General features: G+C 66.6%; 12 protein-coding genes. 9 read left to right on the top strand and 3 right to left on the bottom strand.

What is annotated here, in order from left to right; translation table 11 throughout:
- Positions 1-311 precede the first annotated feature (311 nt).
- A complete protein-coding gene (gene groL / locus AC1DX5_RS17985; protein WP_332720395.1) occupies positions 312-1,955 on the bottom strand; it encodes a chaperonin GroEL in 1,644 nt (547 codons plus the stop codon).
- Between the two features lie 49 nt (positions 1,956-2,004).
- Positions 2,005-2,292, bottom strand: a complete 288-nt coding sequence (gene groES / locus AC1DX5_RS17980) for a co-chaperone GroES (protein ID WP_372849354.1) — start codon at positions 2,290-2,292, stop codon at positions 2,005-2,007.
- A 266-nt stretch (positions 2,293-2,558) separates the two neighbouring features.
- Here groES and sppA point away from each other — a divergent pair, with 266 nt between their 5' ends.
- The 9 genes from sppA (at position 2,559) to AC1DX5_RS17935 (ending at position 13,179) form a co-directional block, all read left to right on the top strand.
- On the top strand, positions 2,559-4,451 hold the full coding sequence (gene sppA, locus AC1DX5_RS17975; RefSeq protein ID WP_478016582.1) for a signal peptide peptidase SppA: 1,893 nt from the start codon (positions 2,559-2,561) through the stop codon (positions 4,449-4,451).
- Positions 4,448-5,008: an N-acetyltransferase family protein gene (locus tag AC1DX5_RS17970; protein ID WP_478016581.1), complete on the top strand. Its 561-nt coding sequence runs from the start codon at positions 4,448-4,450 to the stop codon at positions 5,006-5,008. Before sppA ends, AC1DX5_RS17970 begins: the two co-directional genes overlap by 4 nt.
- A gap of 580 nt (positions 5,009-5,588) precedes the next feature.
- A complete protein-coding gene (locus AC1DX5_RS17965) occupies positions 5,589-8,522 on the top strand; it encodes an isoleucine--tRNA ligase (protein ID WP_478016580.1) in 2,934 nt (977 codons plus the stop codon).
- Entirely contained in the window at positions 8,519-9,037 is a 519-nt protein-coding gene (gene lspA, locus AC1DX5_RS17960; RefSeq protein ID WP_465170032.1) for a signal peptidase II, read from the top strand. The genes AC1DX5_RS17965 and lspA overlap by 4 nt, the downstream gene beginning before the upstream one ends.
- On the top strand, positions 9,030-9,446 hold the full coding sequence (locus tag AC1DX5_RS17955; RefSeq protein ID WP_465170031.1) for a DUF3035 domain-containing protein: 417 nt from the start codon (positions 9,030-9,032) through the stop codon (positions 9,444-9,446). The genes lspA and AC1DX5_RS17955 overlap by 8 nt, the downstream gene beginning before the upstream one ends.
- Positions 9,447-9,492: 46 nt before the next feature.
- Positions 9,493-9,909: an endonuclease domain-containing protein gene (locus AC1DX5_RS17950; protein WP_465170030.1), complete on the top strand. Its 417-nt coding sequence runs from the start codon at positions 9,493-9,495 to the stop codon at positions 9,907-9,909.
- Positions 9,894-10,808, top strand: a complete 915-nt coding sequence (locus AC1DX5_RS17945) for an ABC transporter permease (RefSeq protein WP_465170029.1) — start codon at positions 9,894-9,896, stop codon at positions 10,806-10,808. The genes AC1DX5_RS17950 and AC1DX5_RS17945 overlap by 16 nt, the downstream gene beginning before the upstream one ends.
- Positions 10,805-11,587 carry an ABC transporter permease gene (locus tag AC1DX5_RS17940; protein ID WP_465170028.1) on the top strand — a complete coding sequence of 261 codons (783 nt, stop codon included), beginning with the start codon at positions 10,805-10,807 and terminating at the stop codon, positions 11,585-11,587. Before AC1DX5_RS17945 ends, AC1DX5_RS17940 begins: the two co-directional genes overlap by 4 nt.
- Positions 11,584-13,179 (top strand): ATP-binding cassette domain-containing protein, encoded by a 1,596-nt coding sequence (locus AC1DX5_RS17935; RefSeq protein ID WP_478016579.1) that lies wholly within the window; start codon positions 11,584-11,586, stop codon positions 13,177-13,179. The genes AC1DX5_RS17940 and AC1DX5_RS17935 overlap by 4 nt, the downstream gene beginning before the upstream one ends.
- Here the strand turns inward: AC1DX5_RS17935 and AC1DX5_RS17930 are convergent.
- The gene (locus AC1DX5_RS17930) at positions 13,176-13,919 is read right to left on the bottom strand and encodes a TorF family putative porin (RefSeq protein WP_465170026.1); all 744 of its coding nucleotides are present in this window, start codon (positions 13,917-13,919) and stop codon (positions 13,176-13,178) included. The two genes, AC1DX5_RS17935 and AC1DX5_RS17930, sit on opposite strands and share 4 nt — an antisense overlap.
- Positions 13,920-13,963: the final 44 nt, after the last annotated feature.

Here is a 13,963-nt window from a genome sequence, read left to right as displayed (position 1 = left end):
GGCTTGGAGCGCGGAACATCTTTCCCGCGCTCCAAGCCCCTCCACCATTTGCAGAAGGTGCAAATGGTCCCCCTCCCCGTTCCGGGGAGGAATGAAAAAGAAAAGGGCCGGAGGTTTCCCTCCGGCCCTTTCTCTTTTCCAGCCAGTCGGCCGGGCAGTTCTGGAATTCCGGCGCAGGCCCTTCGACTGCCTGCCAAGGCAGGCGCTCAGGGCCGGCGCTGTCGTCGGACGGGTCGGCGGCTTGCCGCCGACCCGCCGTCCTTCCTCGGGCGGCCTGCGCCAGCTTGCGCTGGCGCAGGCCGCCCTTCGGATCAGAAGTCCATGCCGCCCATGCCGCCCATGCCGCCGCCGCCCATGGGCATGGCGGGCTTGTCTTCCGGCAGCTCGGACACGGCGGCTTCCGTCGTGATGAGCAGGCCCGAAACCGAGGCCGCGTCCTGGAGTGCGGTGCGAACGACCTTGGTCGGGTCGATCACGCCGCTCTCGACGAGGTTCTCATACTGGTCGGTCTGCGCATTGAAGCCGAGCGTCGGGTCGTTGCCGTCGAGCAGCTTGCCCGAGATCACCGCACCGTCATGGCCCGCATTCGCCGCGATCTGGCGAACCGGCGCGTAAAGCGCCTTGCGGACGATATCGATGCCGCGGGTCTGGTCGTCGTTCGCGCCCTTCATGCCCTCGAGTGCCTTGGTGGCATAGAGGAGCGCCGTGCCGCCGCCGGGGACGATGCCCTCTTCGACCGCTGCGCGGGTTGCGTGGAGAGCGTCGTCGACGCGATCCTTGCGCTCCTTGACTTCCACTTCAGTCGAACCGCCGACCTTGATCACGGCAACGCCGCCGGCGAGCTTGGCAAGACGCTCCTGGAGCTTCTCCTTGTCGTAATCGCTGGTGGTGTTCTCGATCTGCTGGCGGATCGCGTCGGTGCGGCCCTTGATCGCGTCATGGTCGCCAGCACCATCGACGATGGTGGTGTTGTCCTTGTCGATCGTGACGCGCTTGGCGGTGCCCAGCATGCCGATCGTGACGCTCTCGAGCTTGATGCCGAGATCCTCGGAGATCATCTCGCCCTTGGTCAGGATCGCGATGTCCTCGAGCATCGCCTTGCGGCGATCGCCGAAGCCCGGTGCCTTGACCGCTGCGACCTTGAGGCCGCCGCGCAGCTTGTTGACGACGAGCGTGGCCAGAGCCTCGCCCTCGATGTCCTCGGCGATGATCAGGAGCGGACGGCCCGACTGAACGACGGCTTCCAGGATCGGGAGCATCGCCTGCAGGTTCGACAGCTTCTTCTCGTGGATCAGGATGTACGGATCGTTGAGCTCGACCGACATCTTCTCCGGGTTGGTGATGAAGTAGGGCGAGAGATAGCCGCGGTCGAACTGCATGCCCTCGACGACGTCGAGCTCGAATTCGAGACCCTTGGCTTCCTCGACGGTGATCACGCCTTCCTTGCCGACCTTCTCCATCGCCTCGGCGATCTTCTCGCCGACGACGGTGTCGCCGTTAGCCGAGATGATGCCGACCTGGGCGATTTCCTTGGTGCCCGACACGGGCTTGGAGCGCGCCTTGAGGTCCTTGACGACTTCGATGACCGCGAGGTCGATGCCGCGCTTCAGGTCCATCGGGTTCATGCCGGCGGCCACCGACTTCATGCCCTCGCGGACGATCGCCTGGGCGAGCACGGTCGCGGTGGTGGTGCCGTCGCCGGCGACGTCGTTGGTCTTCGAGGCCACTTCGCGCAGCATCTGCGCACCCATGTTCTCGAACTTGTCCTTCAGCTCGATCTCCTTGGCGACGGTGACGCCGTCCTTGGTGATGCGCGGTGCGCCGAACGACTTGTCGATCACGACGTTGCGGCCCTTCGGCCCAAGCGTGACTTTCACTGCGTCGGCGAGGATGTCGACACCGCGCAGAATGCGTTCACGCGCGTCACGCGAAAATTTTACGTCCTTGGCTGCCATGTGAGGCTACCCTTTCAAATTGGAAGTTGAGAAAGTTCGGGGGCTGAATTCAGCCGACGATCCCGAGAATATCCGACTCTTTCATGATCAGCAGGTCTTCACCGTCGATCTTGACCTCGGTGCCGGACCATTTGCCGAACAGGATCTTGTCGCCGGCCTTGACGTCCAGCGGGGTGATCGTGCCGTCCTCGGCGCGAACGCCGGTGCCGACGGAGACGACTTCGCCTTCCTGCGGCTTTTCCTTGGCGGTCTCGGGGATGATGATCCCGCCCGCGGTCTTCTCTTCAGCCTCTACGCGGCGGACGAGGACGCGGTCGTGCAACGGACGAAAGGTCATATGCGCTAGTCCCTTTTCAATGGGTCGATGAATCGTTGTTAGCACTCGCCTCAGGTGAGTGCCAGCACGGCGCATATGTGCCCGGCCTTGTCGCGCGTCAACCGCCGCTGGCTGAAAAATGCCACCAATCGTCGTTCCGTCGAGACGGCGCACAGAGGACCGGCCAGGGGCCAGGCTGGGGCTTCCGGGGCTGGTACGGAAGTTTACTCGCGTTCGCGCTTGCTCTAGCGGTTGGGGCGTAACCGCATGTGCAGGGGTACCGCTTAGTGAAACTCGTTCGGGGCGCCTGGAAGATCCTGGTCGGCATCAAGGACGCGCTCGTCCTGATCGCCATGCTCATCTTTTTCGGCCTTATCTTCGGCGCGCTTTCCGCAAGGCCGGGGCCCACCGTGATCCGCGACGGCGCGCTGGTGCTGCGGCTCGACGGGCGGATCGTCGAGCAGCCGGCCGAGGCCGATCCCTTCGCGGCGCTGGGCGGTTCGGCCCCGCTGCACGAATATCGGCTGCGCGACCTGGTCCGCGCGCTCGACAAGGCGAAGGACGATGATCGGGTCAAGGCGGTGGTGCTCGATCTCGACTCGTTCGCCGGCGGCTACCCCGCTGCGGTCGACGAGGTCGCCAATGCGGTGCGGCGGGTGCGGGACGCGAAGAAGCCGGTGCTCGCTTACGCCACCGCCTATACCGATTCCGCCTATCGCCTGGCCGCCAATGCCGGCGAGATCTGGATGAGCCCGATGGGCGGCACCCTGTTCATGGGCCCCGGCGGATCGCAGCTTTACTATAAGGGGCTGATCGACAAGCTCGGGGTCAACGCGCATGTCTACCGCGTCGGCAAGTATAAATCCTTTGTCGAGCCCTATACCCGCGCCGACGCCTCGCCCGAGGCGAAGGAAGAGAATCTGAAGCTCTACGGCGTGCTGTTCAGCCAGTGGCAGGAAGCGATCGCCAGGGCGCGCCCCAAGGCGAAGTTCGCCGATTTCCTGACCAGGCCGGGTGAAGTGGTCACCGCCGTCCAGGGCGATATCGCCAAGGCGAACCTGCAGGCCGGGCTGGTCGACAAGCTCGGCACCCGCTTCGATTTCGGCAAGCGCGTGGCGGAGATCGTCGGGTCCGACGGCAGCAAGCCGGCCGGCACCTTCAACACGATCAAATATGCCGCTTATGTCGATGCCAATCCCTTGCCGACCGGCGGCGCCGCGATCGGCGTGCTGACCATTGCCGGCGACATCGTCGACGGAAAGTCCGGCAGCGGCACTGCCGGCGCCGACACGGTGAGCAAGGCGCTGCTCGACGGGCTGGCGAAGAAAGACCTCAAGGCGCTGGTCGTGCGGATCGATTCGCCCGGCGGCTCGGCGCTCGCCTCCGAGGACATGCGCCGCGCGATCATGGAGGCGAAGGCGCAGAAGCTGCCGATCGTCGTGTCGATGGGCAGCCTGGCCGCGTCGGGCGGCTATTGGGTGTCGACCGCGGGCGACGTGATCTTCGCGCAGCCCAACACCATCACCGGATCGATCGGCATCTTCGGCATCATCCCCTCGTTCGAGAATACGCTGAAAAAGATCGGCGTCACCACGGACGGGGTGAAGACGACGCCGCTGTCGGGCCAGCCCGACGTGATGGGCGGCTTCACCGCGGAGACCGACACGATCTTCCAGGCGGGCATCGAGAATGGCTATCGCCAGTTCATCACCCGCGTGTCCGAGGCCCGCAAGCTCAGCCCGGCGCGTGTCGACGAGATCGGCCAGGGCCGGGTGTGGGACGGCGGTACCGCGCGCCAGATCGGCCTGGTCGATCGTTTCGGCGGATTGCAGGACGCGATCGACGAAGCGGCGAAGCGCGCCGGCCTGAAGCCGGCAGACGTCCATGCCGAATATCTGGAAAAGAAGCCGGCCTGGTTCGGACAACTCGTCCAGAAGTTTCTCGGCGACAATGACAATGACGACACCAGCGAGGGCACCGACGCCTTCACCCGGATTTCGGCCGAGCGCCGGGCGATCTTCGCCCGCGCGCTGGGCGATGTGAAGCGCATCGGCACCGGCGCCGCGATCCAGGCGCGCTGCCTCGAATGCGAAGGGCTGGGCGGCGGTTTCGGCACCGCCAGCGCGTCCGCCTCCGACATCAAGCTGCTCGATTTCGTACTCGCAAAGGTGACTCAATGATCGCAATCCGCGCCGCCCGATCCGACGACGCCGCCGCCATTGCCGGAATCTATGCACCCTATGTCGAGACCGGCACGGTCTCGTTCGAGCTCGAGCCGCCGGACGCGCGGGCGATGCGGACTCGCATGACGTCGTCCGACGGGCTCTATCCCTGGCTGGTCGTCACCAATGGCGACGAGGAGGGCGGAGTGCTTGGCTATGCCTATGCGACCAAGTTCCGCGACCGGCCGGCGTACAAGTATATCGTCGAGACCTCGGTCTATCTCGCCAGCGGCACCCAGGGTCAGGGCAATGGGCGGCAGCTCTACGAGGCGCTGGTCTCGACCTTGCGGGCGCAGGGTTTCACGCATGCGGTCGGCGCGATCGCGCTGCCCAACGACCATTCGATCCGCCTGCACGAATCGGTCGGCTTCCGCCGCACCGGCGTCCTGCGCGAAGTCGGCTACAAGCAGGGCCGCTGGATCGACGTCGGCTTCTGGCAGCGCGAGCTGAACCCGGCGACGATCCCGCCGCTCGAGCCCAAGCCGTTCAGCGAGGTGGGGCTGGTACGTAGCTGACGTCGCTCTTTCGGGCGGCTGGCCTGGCGATCAGGTCAAACAGTCGTGCCGGAACAGGTCGTTGCTTGTTGGAGTAGATGGCCTTTGTGCTCCCGCGAAGGCGGGAGCCCAGACTGGGCTTCCGCCTTCGCGGGAGCACAACGAAGCAGACATCGCGCCCGGTACCGGGGAGGCGGTCGATTCAAGCCGCTTTGGTTTGTTGATATGGCCATCGCGCCATCTCGCACGAGGCGCGAAGTACAGCATGAAGATAAACCGATACCCCTCGCGTAATTGTTACTTGCCGGCAGAATGATGCGCGACTCGTCCGGCAGTCCCCCGAAGCTGTGCGCGTTACTTGCAAGATCGCGCTCTGCCGGTGCCGCGAAAAGATTCTGCAGGTCCGAAATAGCGTCCGATTCCGGCCCCTTCGCAGGTGGGTCGCAAAATTCGTTCGTTGCTTGGTCTGGTTCGCGGGCCCATCTTGCGCGTTCCCGAACAGCATCGAGAAATAGTGTCTCTCCAACACCGCGTCTTGATCCGCTCTCGCACGGCACGGGTCTTTCAACCCATCATCCTCTCGTCTAAAGCCCGCCCACTCATGACTGACGCATCCGACACCCAGCGCGATTATCGCGACACCGTCTTCCTCCCGAAGACCGATTTCCCCATGAAGGCAGGCCTCGCCCAGAAGGAGCCCGCCATCCTCGAGCGCTGGGCGTCGATTGGCCTGTACGATCGCCTGCGCGAGCAGCGTAAGGGACGCGAGCGCTTCATCCTGCATGATGGCCCGCCCTACGCCAATGGCGACATCCATATGGGCCATGCGATGAACAAGGTGCTGAAGGACATCATCGTCCGCAGCCAGTCGCTGCTCGGCAAGGACGCGCCCTATGTGCCCGGCTGGGATTGCCACGGCCTGCCGATCGAATGGAAGGTCGAGGAAGCGTACCGCGCCAAGAAGCTCGACAAGGATCAGGTGCCCGTCGCCCAGTTCCGCGCCGAATGCCGCGCCTATGCCGAGAAATGGGTCGCGGTGCAGCGCGTCCAGTTCGAACGGCTCGGCGTGATGGGCGACTGGGAGGACCCCTACCTCACCATGAAATACGAGGCGGAAGCCGCGATCGTGGGCGAGCTGCTCAAGTTCGCCGAAAGCGGCCAGCTCTATCGCGGCGCCAAGCCGGTGATGTGGTCGCCCGTCGAAAAGACCGCTTTGGCCGAGGCCGAGGTGGAATATGAGGACGTGGTGTCGACCCAGATCGACGTCGCGTTCGAGATCACCGAGGCCCCGAATGCGCCCGAGCTGGTCGGCGCTTATGCGGTGATCTGGACGACCACGCCGTGGACGATCCCGGTCAACCAGGCGCTGAGCTATGGGCCGGAGATTGAGTATGTGCTGATCGCGGAAGGCGATCGACGCTATCTCATCGCGGAAAATTTGATCGGCGAGTTCTATTCTCGCGTCTTCTCCACTTCGTTCCCCGGCGAAGGCCGGGGCCCAGTTACGCAGGTCCCTCAACTGGACCCCGGCCTTCGCCGGGGAACAGAAGACGGAGGCGATGCGATAGGCCGTGGCGCGATCCTGTGGCGTGGCAAAGGCTCGCAGCTCGCCGGCGCCATCGCCCGCCACCCGATGCACCATCTCGGCGGCTTCTTCGCCAAGCCGCGCCCGTTCCTGCCCGGCGACTTCGTCACCACCGACGCCGGTACCGGCCTGGTCCATATGGCCCCCGATCACGGCGAGGACGATTTCCTGCTGTGCAAGGCGCACGGCATCGATCCGGTCTTCGCCGTCGATGGCGCGGGTATGTACCGCCCTGACTGGCTGTGGCTGGGCGGGCAGGGCAGCGTCATCAACAAGAAGTTCGTCGCGTCGGACGGGCCGATCTGCACCGATTTGCGCGAGGCGGGAGCCTTGCTCGCCGCGTCGGACGATTTCGCGCACAGCTATCCGCATAGCTGGCGGTCCAAGGCGAAGGTGATCTTCCGGGCCACGCCGCAATGGTTCATCCCGATGGACGAGATCAAACAGGATCTCGCCGTCGCCGAGCCAATCGAGCTTGGCGCCGATGCCGGTTTCGCGCCGATGCTCGGCCACGGCGTCGGCAATGCGCCGACCCTGCGCGAGATCGCGCTCGACGCGATCGAGCGGACGCGCTGGGTGCCCGAGCGCAGCCGGAACCGCATTCGCGCAATGGTCGAAGGCCGGCCCGACTGGGTGATCTCGCGCCAGCGCGCCTGGGGCGTGCCGATCGCGCTCTACGTCAATCGCGTGACCGGCCAGTATCTCAACGACCCCGCGGTGAATGCGCGCATCGTCGATGCGTTCAAGGCCGGCGGCGCCGATGCCTGGTTCGCGGCGGACCATCAGGCGTTGCTCGGCGAGAAATACCGCGCCGAGGATTATGAGGTGATCACCGACATCCTCGACGTGTGGTTCGATTCCGGCTCGACTCACGCCTTCGTGATCGAGCAGCGCTATGGCGAGGGTGTCCGCGCCAATCTCTATCTCGAAGGCTCGGACCAGCATCGCGGCTGGTTCCAGTCGTCGCTGCTGGAAAGCGCCGGCACGCGCGGCCGTGCGCCCTACGACGCGGTGCTGACGCACGGCTTCGCGCTGGACGGGCAGGGGCGCAAGATGTCGAAGAGCCTCGGCAATGTCGTCGATCCGCTCAAGATCATCCAGGAATCGGGCGCCGACATCCTGCGCATGTGGGTCGCCTCGACCGACTATTTCGACGATGTGAAGATCGGCAAGGAAGTGCTCGCGACGGCCTCCGACGCCTATCGCAAGCTGCGCAACACCTTCCGCTATCTGCTCGGCGCGCTCGACGGGTTCAGCGACGCCGAGAAGGTCGATACGCGGCACATGCCTGAGCTGGAGCTCTACGTGCTCCACCTGCTCGGCCGGCTCGATGTCGAGCTAAAGGCGGCGGCGGAGAATTTCGAGTTCAACCGCTATCTGCGGCTGCTCACGGATTTCGCGCAGGACGATCTGTCGGCCTTCTTCTTCGATATCCGCAAGGACAGCCTCTATTGCGATGCGCCGGACGATGCGAAGCGCCGCGCCTATCGCACGGTGCTCGACATATTGTTCGACGCGCTGGTGCGCTATGCCGCGCCGATCCTCTGCTTCACCGCGGAGGAAGTGTGGCAGGCGCGCTATCCGGACGATCAGGGCTCGGTCCATTTCCTCGAATGGCCCGTCCTGCCCGCACTCCCGGGCGACGATGCCGTCGCGACCGTCTGGGCCGATGTCCGTGCGCTGCGCGAACAGGTGACCGAGGCGATCGAGCCGCTGCGCCGCGAGAAGATCATACGCTCCAGCCTCGAGGCCGAAGTGGTGGTGCCGAAAGCGCCGCTGTCCAACGAGGCGCTGGCCGAACTGTTCATCGTGGCGAAAGTGACGACGGGCGATGCCGTGTCGGTCACCCGCACCGCTTTCCACAAATGCGGCCGTTGCTGGCGCCATCTGCCCGACGTCGCGGAAGATGGCGCGCTCGACGATCGCTGCGCAAAGGTCGTTTCGCGATGAGCAAGCTTCCCGTCACCGGCCTCGCCACCGGCGCCGTCCTGTTCGTCGTCGACCAGGCGGCGAAATATGGCATCACCGAGGTGCTCGACCTCGACGCGCTGAGCAGTGAACGCGCGATCACCCCGTTCTTTATGTTGCGTTTCGTGCCCAACCCGGGCGTTTCGCTCGGATTCTTGCGCGCGGATAGCGACGTCATGCGCTGGGGTCTGGTCGCGCTGACCGCAGCCATCGCGATCGGCGTGCTGGTATGGATGCTGCGAGAACGCAACAAGCAGGATCAGATCGCGCTCGGCCTCGTGCTGGGCGGCGCGATCGGCAATATCCTCGATCGGGTGCGTTTCGGCTATGTCGTGGACTTCGCGGATTTCCATATCGGGGCATGGCGCCCCTTTTTGGTCTTCAATGTCGCTGATGCGGCGATTACGATAGGGGTGCTCATCCTGCTTGTGCGAGCGCTCCTGGTGCGCGACAAGCCGCGGGCAGGGCGTGCTTCAGTGGAGAATATGAATGCGTAAGTTGGTGTCGATCGCAACCGGGCTCGGCCTGTCCGTCCTGCTCGCCGGTTGCGGCCATGGCGGTATGGACCGTACCCGCCCCGACGAGTTCGCCGTCGCCCGGCAGGCGCCGCTGGTGATTCCGCCCGATTTCTCGCTGACCCCGCCCCAGCCCGGCGCCGCGCGCGCCAATGACGTGAGCCCCAACGCCCAGGCGCTCGACGCGCTGTTCGGCGGCAAGTCGGCGCGCTCCGCGTCGGAGAGCGCGACGATCGACGCGGCCGGTTCCGACGTCGCCGATCCGGGCATCCGCTCGGCCGTGGGCGATCCCGGCACGACGGTGGTCGACAAGGGCTCGACCACCCGCGACATCGTCGCCGCCCCTGAAGGCGACGGCCAGGACGCCCGCGCCGCGACGCCGAATCCTTGAGCCAAAACTCCCCTCCCGCTCGCGGGAGGGGTTGGGGGAGGGCTTGTTGGACAAAGGCTACGGCAGACCGACGCTGCGGGCTCGCGAATTGCGCGCCAACGCGACGGATGCCGAACGCTTGTTGTGGGTCCATCTCAGCGCCCGAAAGGTCGCAGGCGTCCGGTTCAACCGGCAGGTCCCCATTGGTACCTTCATCTGCGACTTTGTATCGCGTGCGGCCAAGCTGATCGTCGAGGTGGACGGTGGCCAGCATGATTCAAATGCGTCGGCGGATGCGGCACGAACACGATACCTTGAAGCACGGGGCTTCAGGGTGATTCGCTTCTGGAACAACGAAGTGCTGCAGCAGATCGAGGGTGTAGTAGCTGAGATCGAGCGCGCGCTTGCGGACATGCCCTCCCCCGACCCCTCCCGCGAGCGGGAGGGGAGTAGTATCGCGCCCGAACCATGCGCGCGATCCTGATCCGCAGGCTCGCGACCGCGGTTCCGACGCTGCTGGCGGTCATCCTGCTGTCGTTCGTGCTGATGCGGACCGCGCCGGGCAGTCCGTTCGATGGCGAACGGCCGCTCGATTCCGCCACCCGCGCCGCCTTCGCGGCTGCCTATGGGCTCGACAAGCCCCTGCCCGAACAGGCGGCGCGCTACCTGGGCGGCGTGCTGACCGGCGATTTCGGACCGTCTCTGGTCTATAAGGACTTCACCGTCGGTGCGCTGATCGGGCAGGGCCTGCCGGTGTCGCTCACCCTCGGCGGCCTCGCGCTGCTGCTGGCGCTGGCGCTCGGCATCGGCGCCGCGACCCTTGCCGGGACGCATGCGGGCGGCCGGATCGACCGTGTGATCATGAGCGCCGCGACGCTGCTGACGGCGATCCCGACCTTCGTGACCGGCCCGGCCCTGGTCCTGGTCTTCGCGCTTTGGTTTCAGGTGTTGCCGGTTTCCGGCCTGGACGGCGCCGGGTCACTGGTGCTCCCGGTGGTCGCGCTGGCGTTGCCGGTCGCCGGTGCGATCGCGCGGCTGGCCCGCGCGGGGCTGGCGGTGGCGCTGGCGCAGGACCATGTGCTGACCGCCCGGGCGCGCGGCCTCGCGCCGCGCACGATCCTGTGGCGCCATGCCCTCAGGCCGGCGCTGGTGCCGGTGGTGAGCTATCTCGGCCCGGCCGCGGCCGGGCTGCTGACGGGCGCGGTGGTGATCGAGACGGTGTTCGGCCTGCCCGGCCTCGGCCGCTATTTCGTGCAGGGTGCGCTCAACCGCGACTACCCGCTCGTGCTCGGGGTGGTGATCCTTTATGCGGGCCTGATCCTGCTGTTCAACCTGATCGCCGACCTTGCCTATGGCTGGCTCGACCCGCGAGTGCGCGGATGAAGGTCGCGGGGTGGACCATCGCTGCATTGGTGCTGGCGGCGTTGCTGCTGCCCTTTGCGCTGCCCTGGGGCTATGACCAGATCGACTGGCAGGGCGTTCGCGCCGCGCCCTTCACGCATGGCCATCTGCTCGGCACCGACAGCGTCGGGCGCGACCTCCTGGCCAGGACCCTGATTGGCACCCGGATCACGCTGACGGTCGCGGCGGCGGCGGCGCTGGTCGCATTGCTGATCGGCACTGCCTGGGGCGCGGTCGCCGGCTGGGTCGGCGGGCGGGTCGACGAGGCGATGATGCGCGTGGTCGACGCGCTCTATGCATTGCCCTTCATGTTCGTCGTCATCCTGCTGATGGTCGTGTTCGGCCGGTCGATCGTGCTGGTCTTTCTCGGCATCGGCGCGGTCGAGTGGCTCACCATGGCGCGGGTCGTGCGCGGGCAGGTGATGGTGCTGCGCCACCGGCCCTTCGTCCTCGCGGCGGAAGCGGCGGGCGCCCCGCCCGGCGCGATCCTGCTGCGCCATGTCCTGCCCAATGTCGCCGGCGTCGCGCTGGCCTATCTGCTGCTGACGGTGCCGCAGGTGGTGATGGTCGAGAGCTTCCTGTCCTTTCTCGGGCTCGGCGTGCAGGAACCGCTGACCTCGCTCGGCATCCTCGTCCATGACGGCGCGGAGGACATGGACGTCGCGCCGCTCGCGCTGCTGGTGCCGGGCGGGGTGCTCGTCGGTCTGATCCTTGCCCTGACCGCGCTGGGCGAGCGCCTGCGCGATCGGCTCGCGCGGTGACGCTCTACGCGGTCGAGCGGCTGGGCGTGGCGATCGGCGGGGTGCCGCTGGTCCATGACATGAGCTTCGTGGTCGCGCCCGGCAGATGCACCGCGCTGGTCGGGGCGTCAGGGTCTGGCAAGAGCCTGTCCTGCCTTGCGCCGTTCGGCCTCAGCCCGGGCGTCACGCGCGGATCGGCGCGGTTCGAGGGGCGCGAGCTGATTGGCCTTGGCGAGGCGGATCTCCGCCCGATCCGGGCGCGGGCCGGCTTCGTGTTCCAGCATCCGTTGACCGCGCTGACACCGCATCTGACGATCGGCGCCCAGCTGACCGAAGCCGCGACGGCGCTGGGCGGGGCGCGGCCCGATCGGAGAAGGCTTGCGGCGATGCTCGACCGGGTCGGGCTCGCCACGCCCGACGCGAAGCTCGACGCCTATCCGCATCGCCTGTCGGGCGGCGAGCGCCAGCGCGTGCTGATCGCCGCGGCCATCGCGCACGGGCCGTCGCTGCTTGTCGCGGACGAGCCGACCAGCGCGCTCGACGCGCATCTGCGCCACGCGATCATGGCGGTATTGGCGCGGCTGCGCGATGACGGGCTTGGCCTGTTGCTGGTCAGCCATGATCTTGGGCTGGTCGCACACCATGCCGACACGATCGTGGTGATCGAGGCAGGGGCGGTCGCTGAGGCAGGCGCCACCGATGACGTCATGACGCACCCCAATAGCGCCGCGGCCCGCGCGCTGATCGCCGCCAGCCCGAAGCTGGACGATCCGGCGCCGGATCCGCCGGCGACGGGCGGGACTCTGGTCGAAGCGCAAGGGATTCGTGTCGGCTTTCGCGCGCCGGGCTGGCGCGGCGGGCGGATCATGGCGGTCGACGGCGCGTCGTTCGCGCTCGCCGAAGGCGAAGCGCTGGCGATCGTTGGCGCCTCGGGATCGGGCAAGTCGACCCTTGCCCGGGCGGTCGGACGGATCGGGCCGTGCGATAGCGGTCAGGTGCGGTGGCGCGGCGAGGCACTGCCTCCACGTCGGGCAATGCGGCGCGAGCACCGCGCGCGGATGCAGGCGGTGTTCCAGGATCCGGCGGCGAGCCTCGATCCGCAATGGACAGTGGCACAAAGCGTCGCCGAACCATTGCGGCATCTGATGCCCGGACTGACCGCCAGCGAGCGCCGGACACGCGCGATCGAGGCCCTCGAGACGGTCGACCTGGGCGCGGATTTCGCCGACCGGCGCCCGGCCGGGCTGTCCGGCGGGCAGGCGCAGCGCGTCGCGATCGCGAGGGCGCTGGTCGCGTCGCCCGATCTGCTGATCCTCGACGAGGCGACCTCGGCGCTCGATGTGCTGGTGGCCGGGCGCATCCTCGAGCTGCTGGAGCGGCTGCAACGGACGCGCGGGCTCGCGATCCTGATGATCACGCATGATGTCGCGGTCGCGCGCCGCCTGTGTCACCGCATTGCGGTGATGGAGGCGGGACGGATCGTCGAGGACGGGCCGGCCGATGCAATCGTCGCGGCGCCGCGATCGCCGGCGGCGAAGGCGCTGATCGCGGCGAGCGGGCAAGGAAAAGGGGACGGCGCAGGCCGTCCCCTTCCGCCCGTGACGATTGCTTAGAAGGCGGCGCCGACCGAGAACACCACGCCCGATCCGCTCAGGTTGCGGTTGCCGAGATAGACGTCCTTGTTGGTGTCGACATAGCTCGCACCAAAGGTCAGGTGGTTCCAGGTGACGGTCGCGCCAAGGCCCCAATCGGTATATTCGTCGCCGATCGAGATATAGCTCGGCCCGAAGGTGTGGCCGAGATGCGCGGTGAGGCCGATCGGCGTGTTGGGAATGCCGGCCGACAGATCGCCGGCGAGATAGAGATTGTCCTCCTTGCCGTTGCCGACACTGAGCGCATCCGCCTTGGGCGCATAGTTCGCGGTCACCTTGCCGGTGACCGGTCCCGACGTTGCGGAGACCGAGATATAAGGCTCGACGAAGTCGGTCGGCGCATGGCCACCGCCCGGATAATAATAATAGAGAACGCCGCCATCGAGCTTCACGCCATTACCGAAGGTGTGCGAATAGCCCATGATCAGGTCGAGCTCCTGGTCGCTGCCGGCAGCGACATAGTCGTCGATCGAGGAGCCCCAGACGGTCGCGTAGAGGCCCGACTCGTGGCTCACGGTGAAGGTGCCCTGCAGCGCCACCTTCTTGTCGGTCTGCGAGATGCCGCGGAAACGGTAGTCCGACACGACGGTCGCGCCGCCGGAGACGGTGAAGGCCGGCGGCGGCGCGGTTTCTTCCTGCGCGAAGGCCGGGGTGGCGGAGGCGAGCATCAGCGCGCAGAGGCTGATCGTGGAAAAGCGCATGGGTGTCCCTTTCGATTGAAAACGGGTCCCCACCTGCAGCCGAC

This window comes from Sphingomonas sp. P2_B6, from assembly GCF_056404755.1.
The sequence above is the reverse complement of the archived record's forward strand: the minus strand, read 5'-3'. Positions and strand labels throughout refer to the sequence as shown.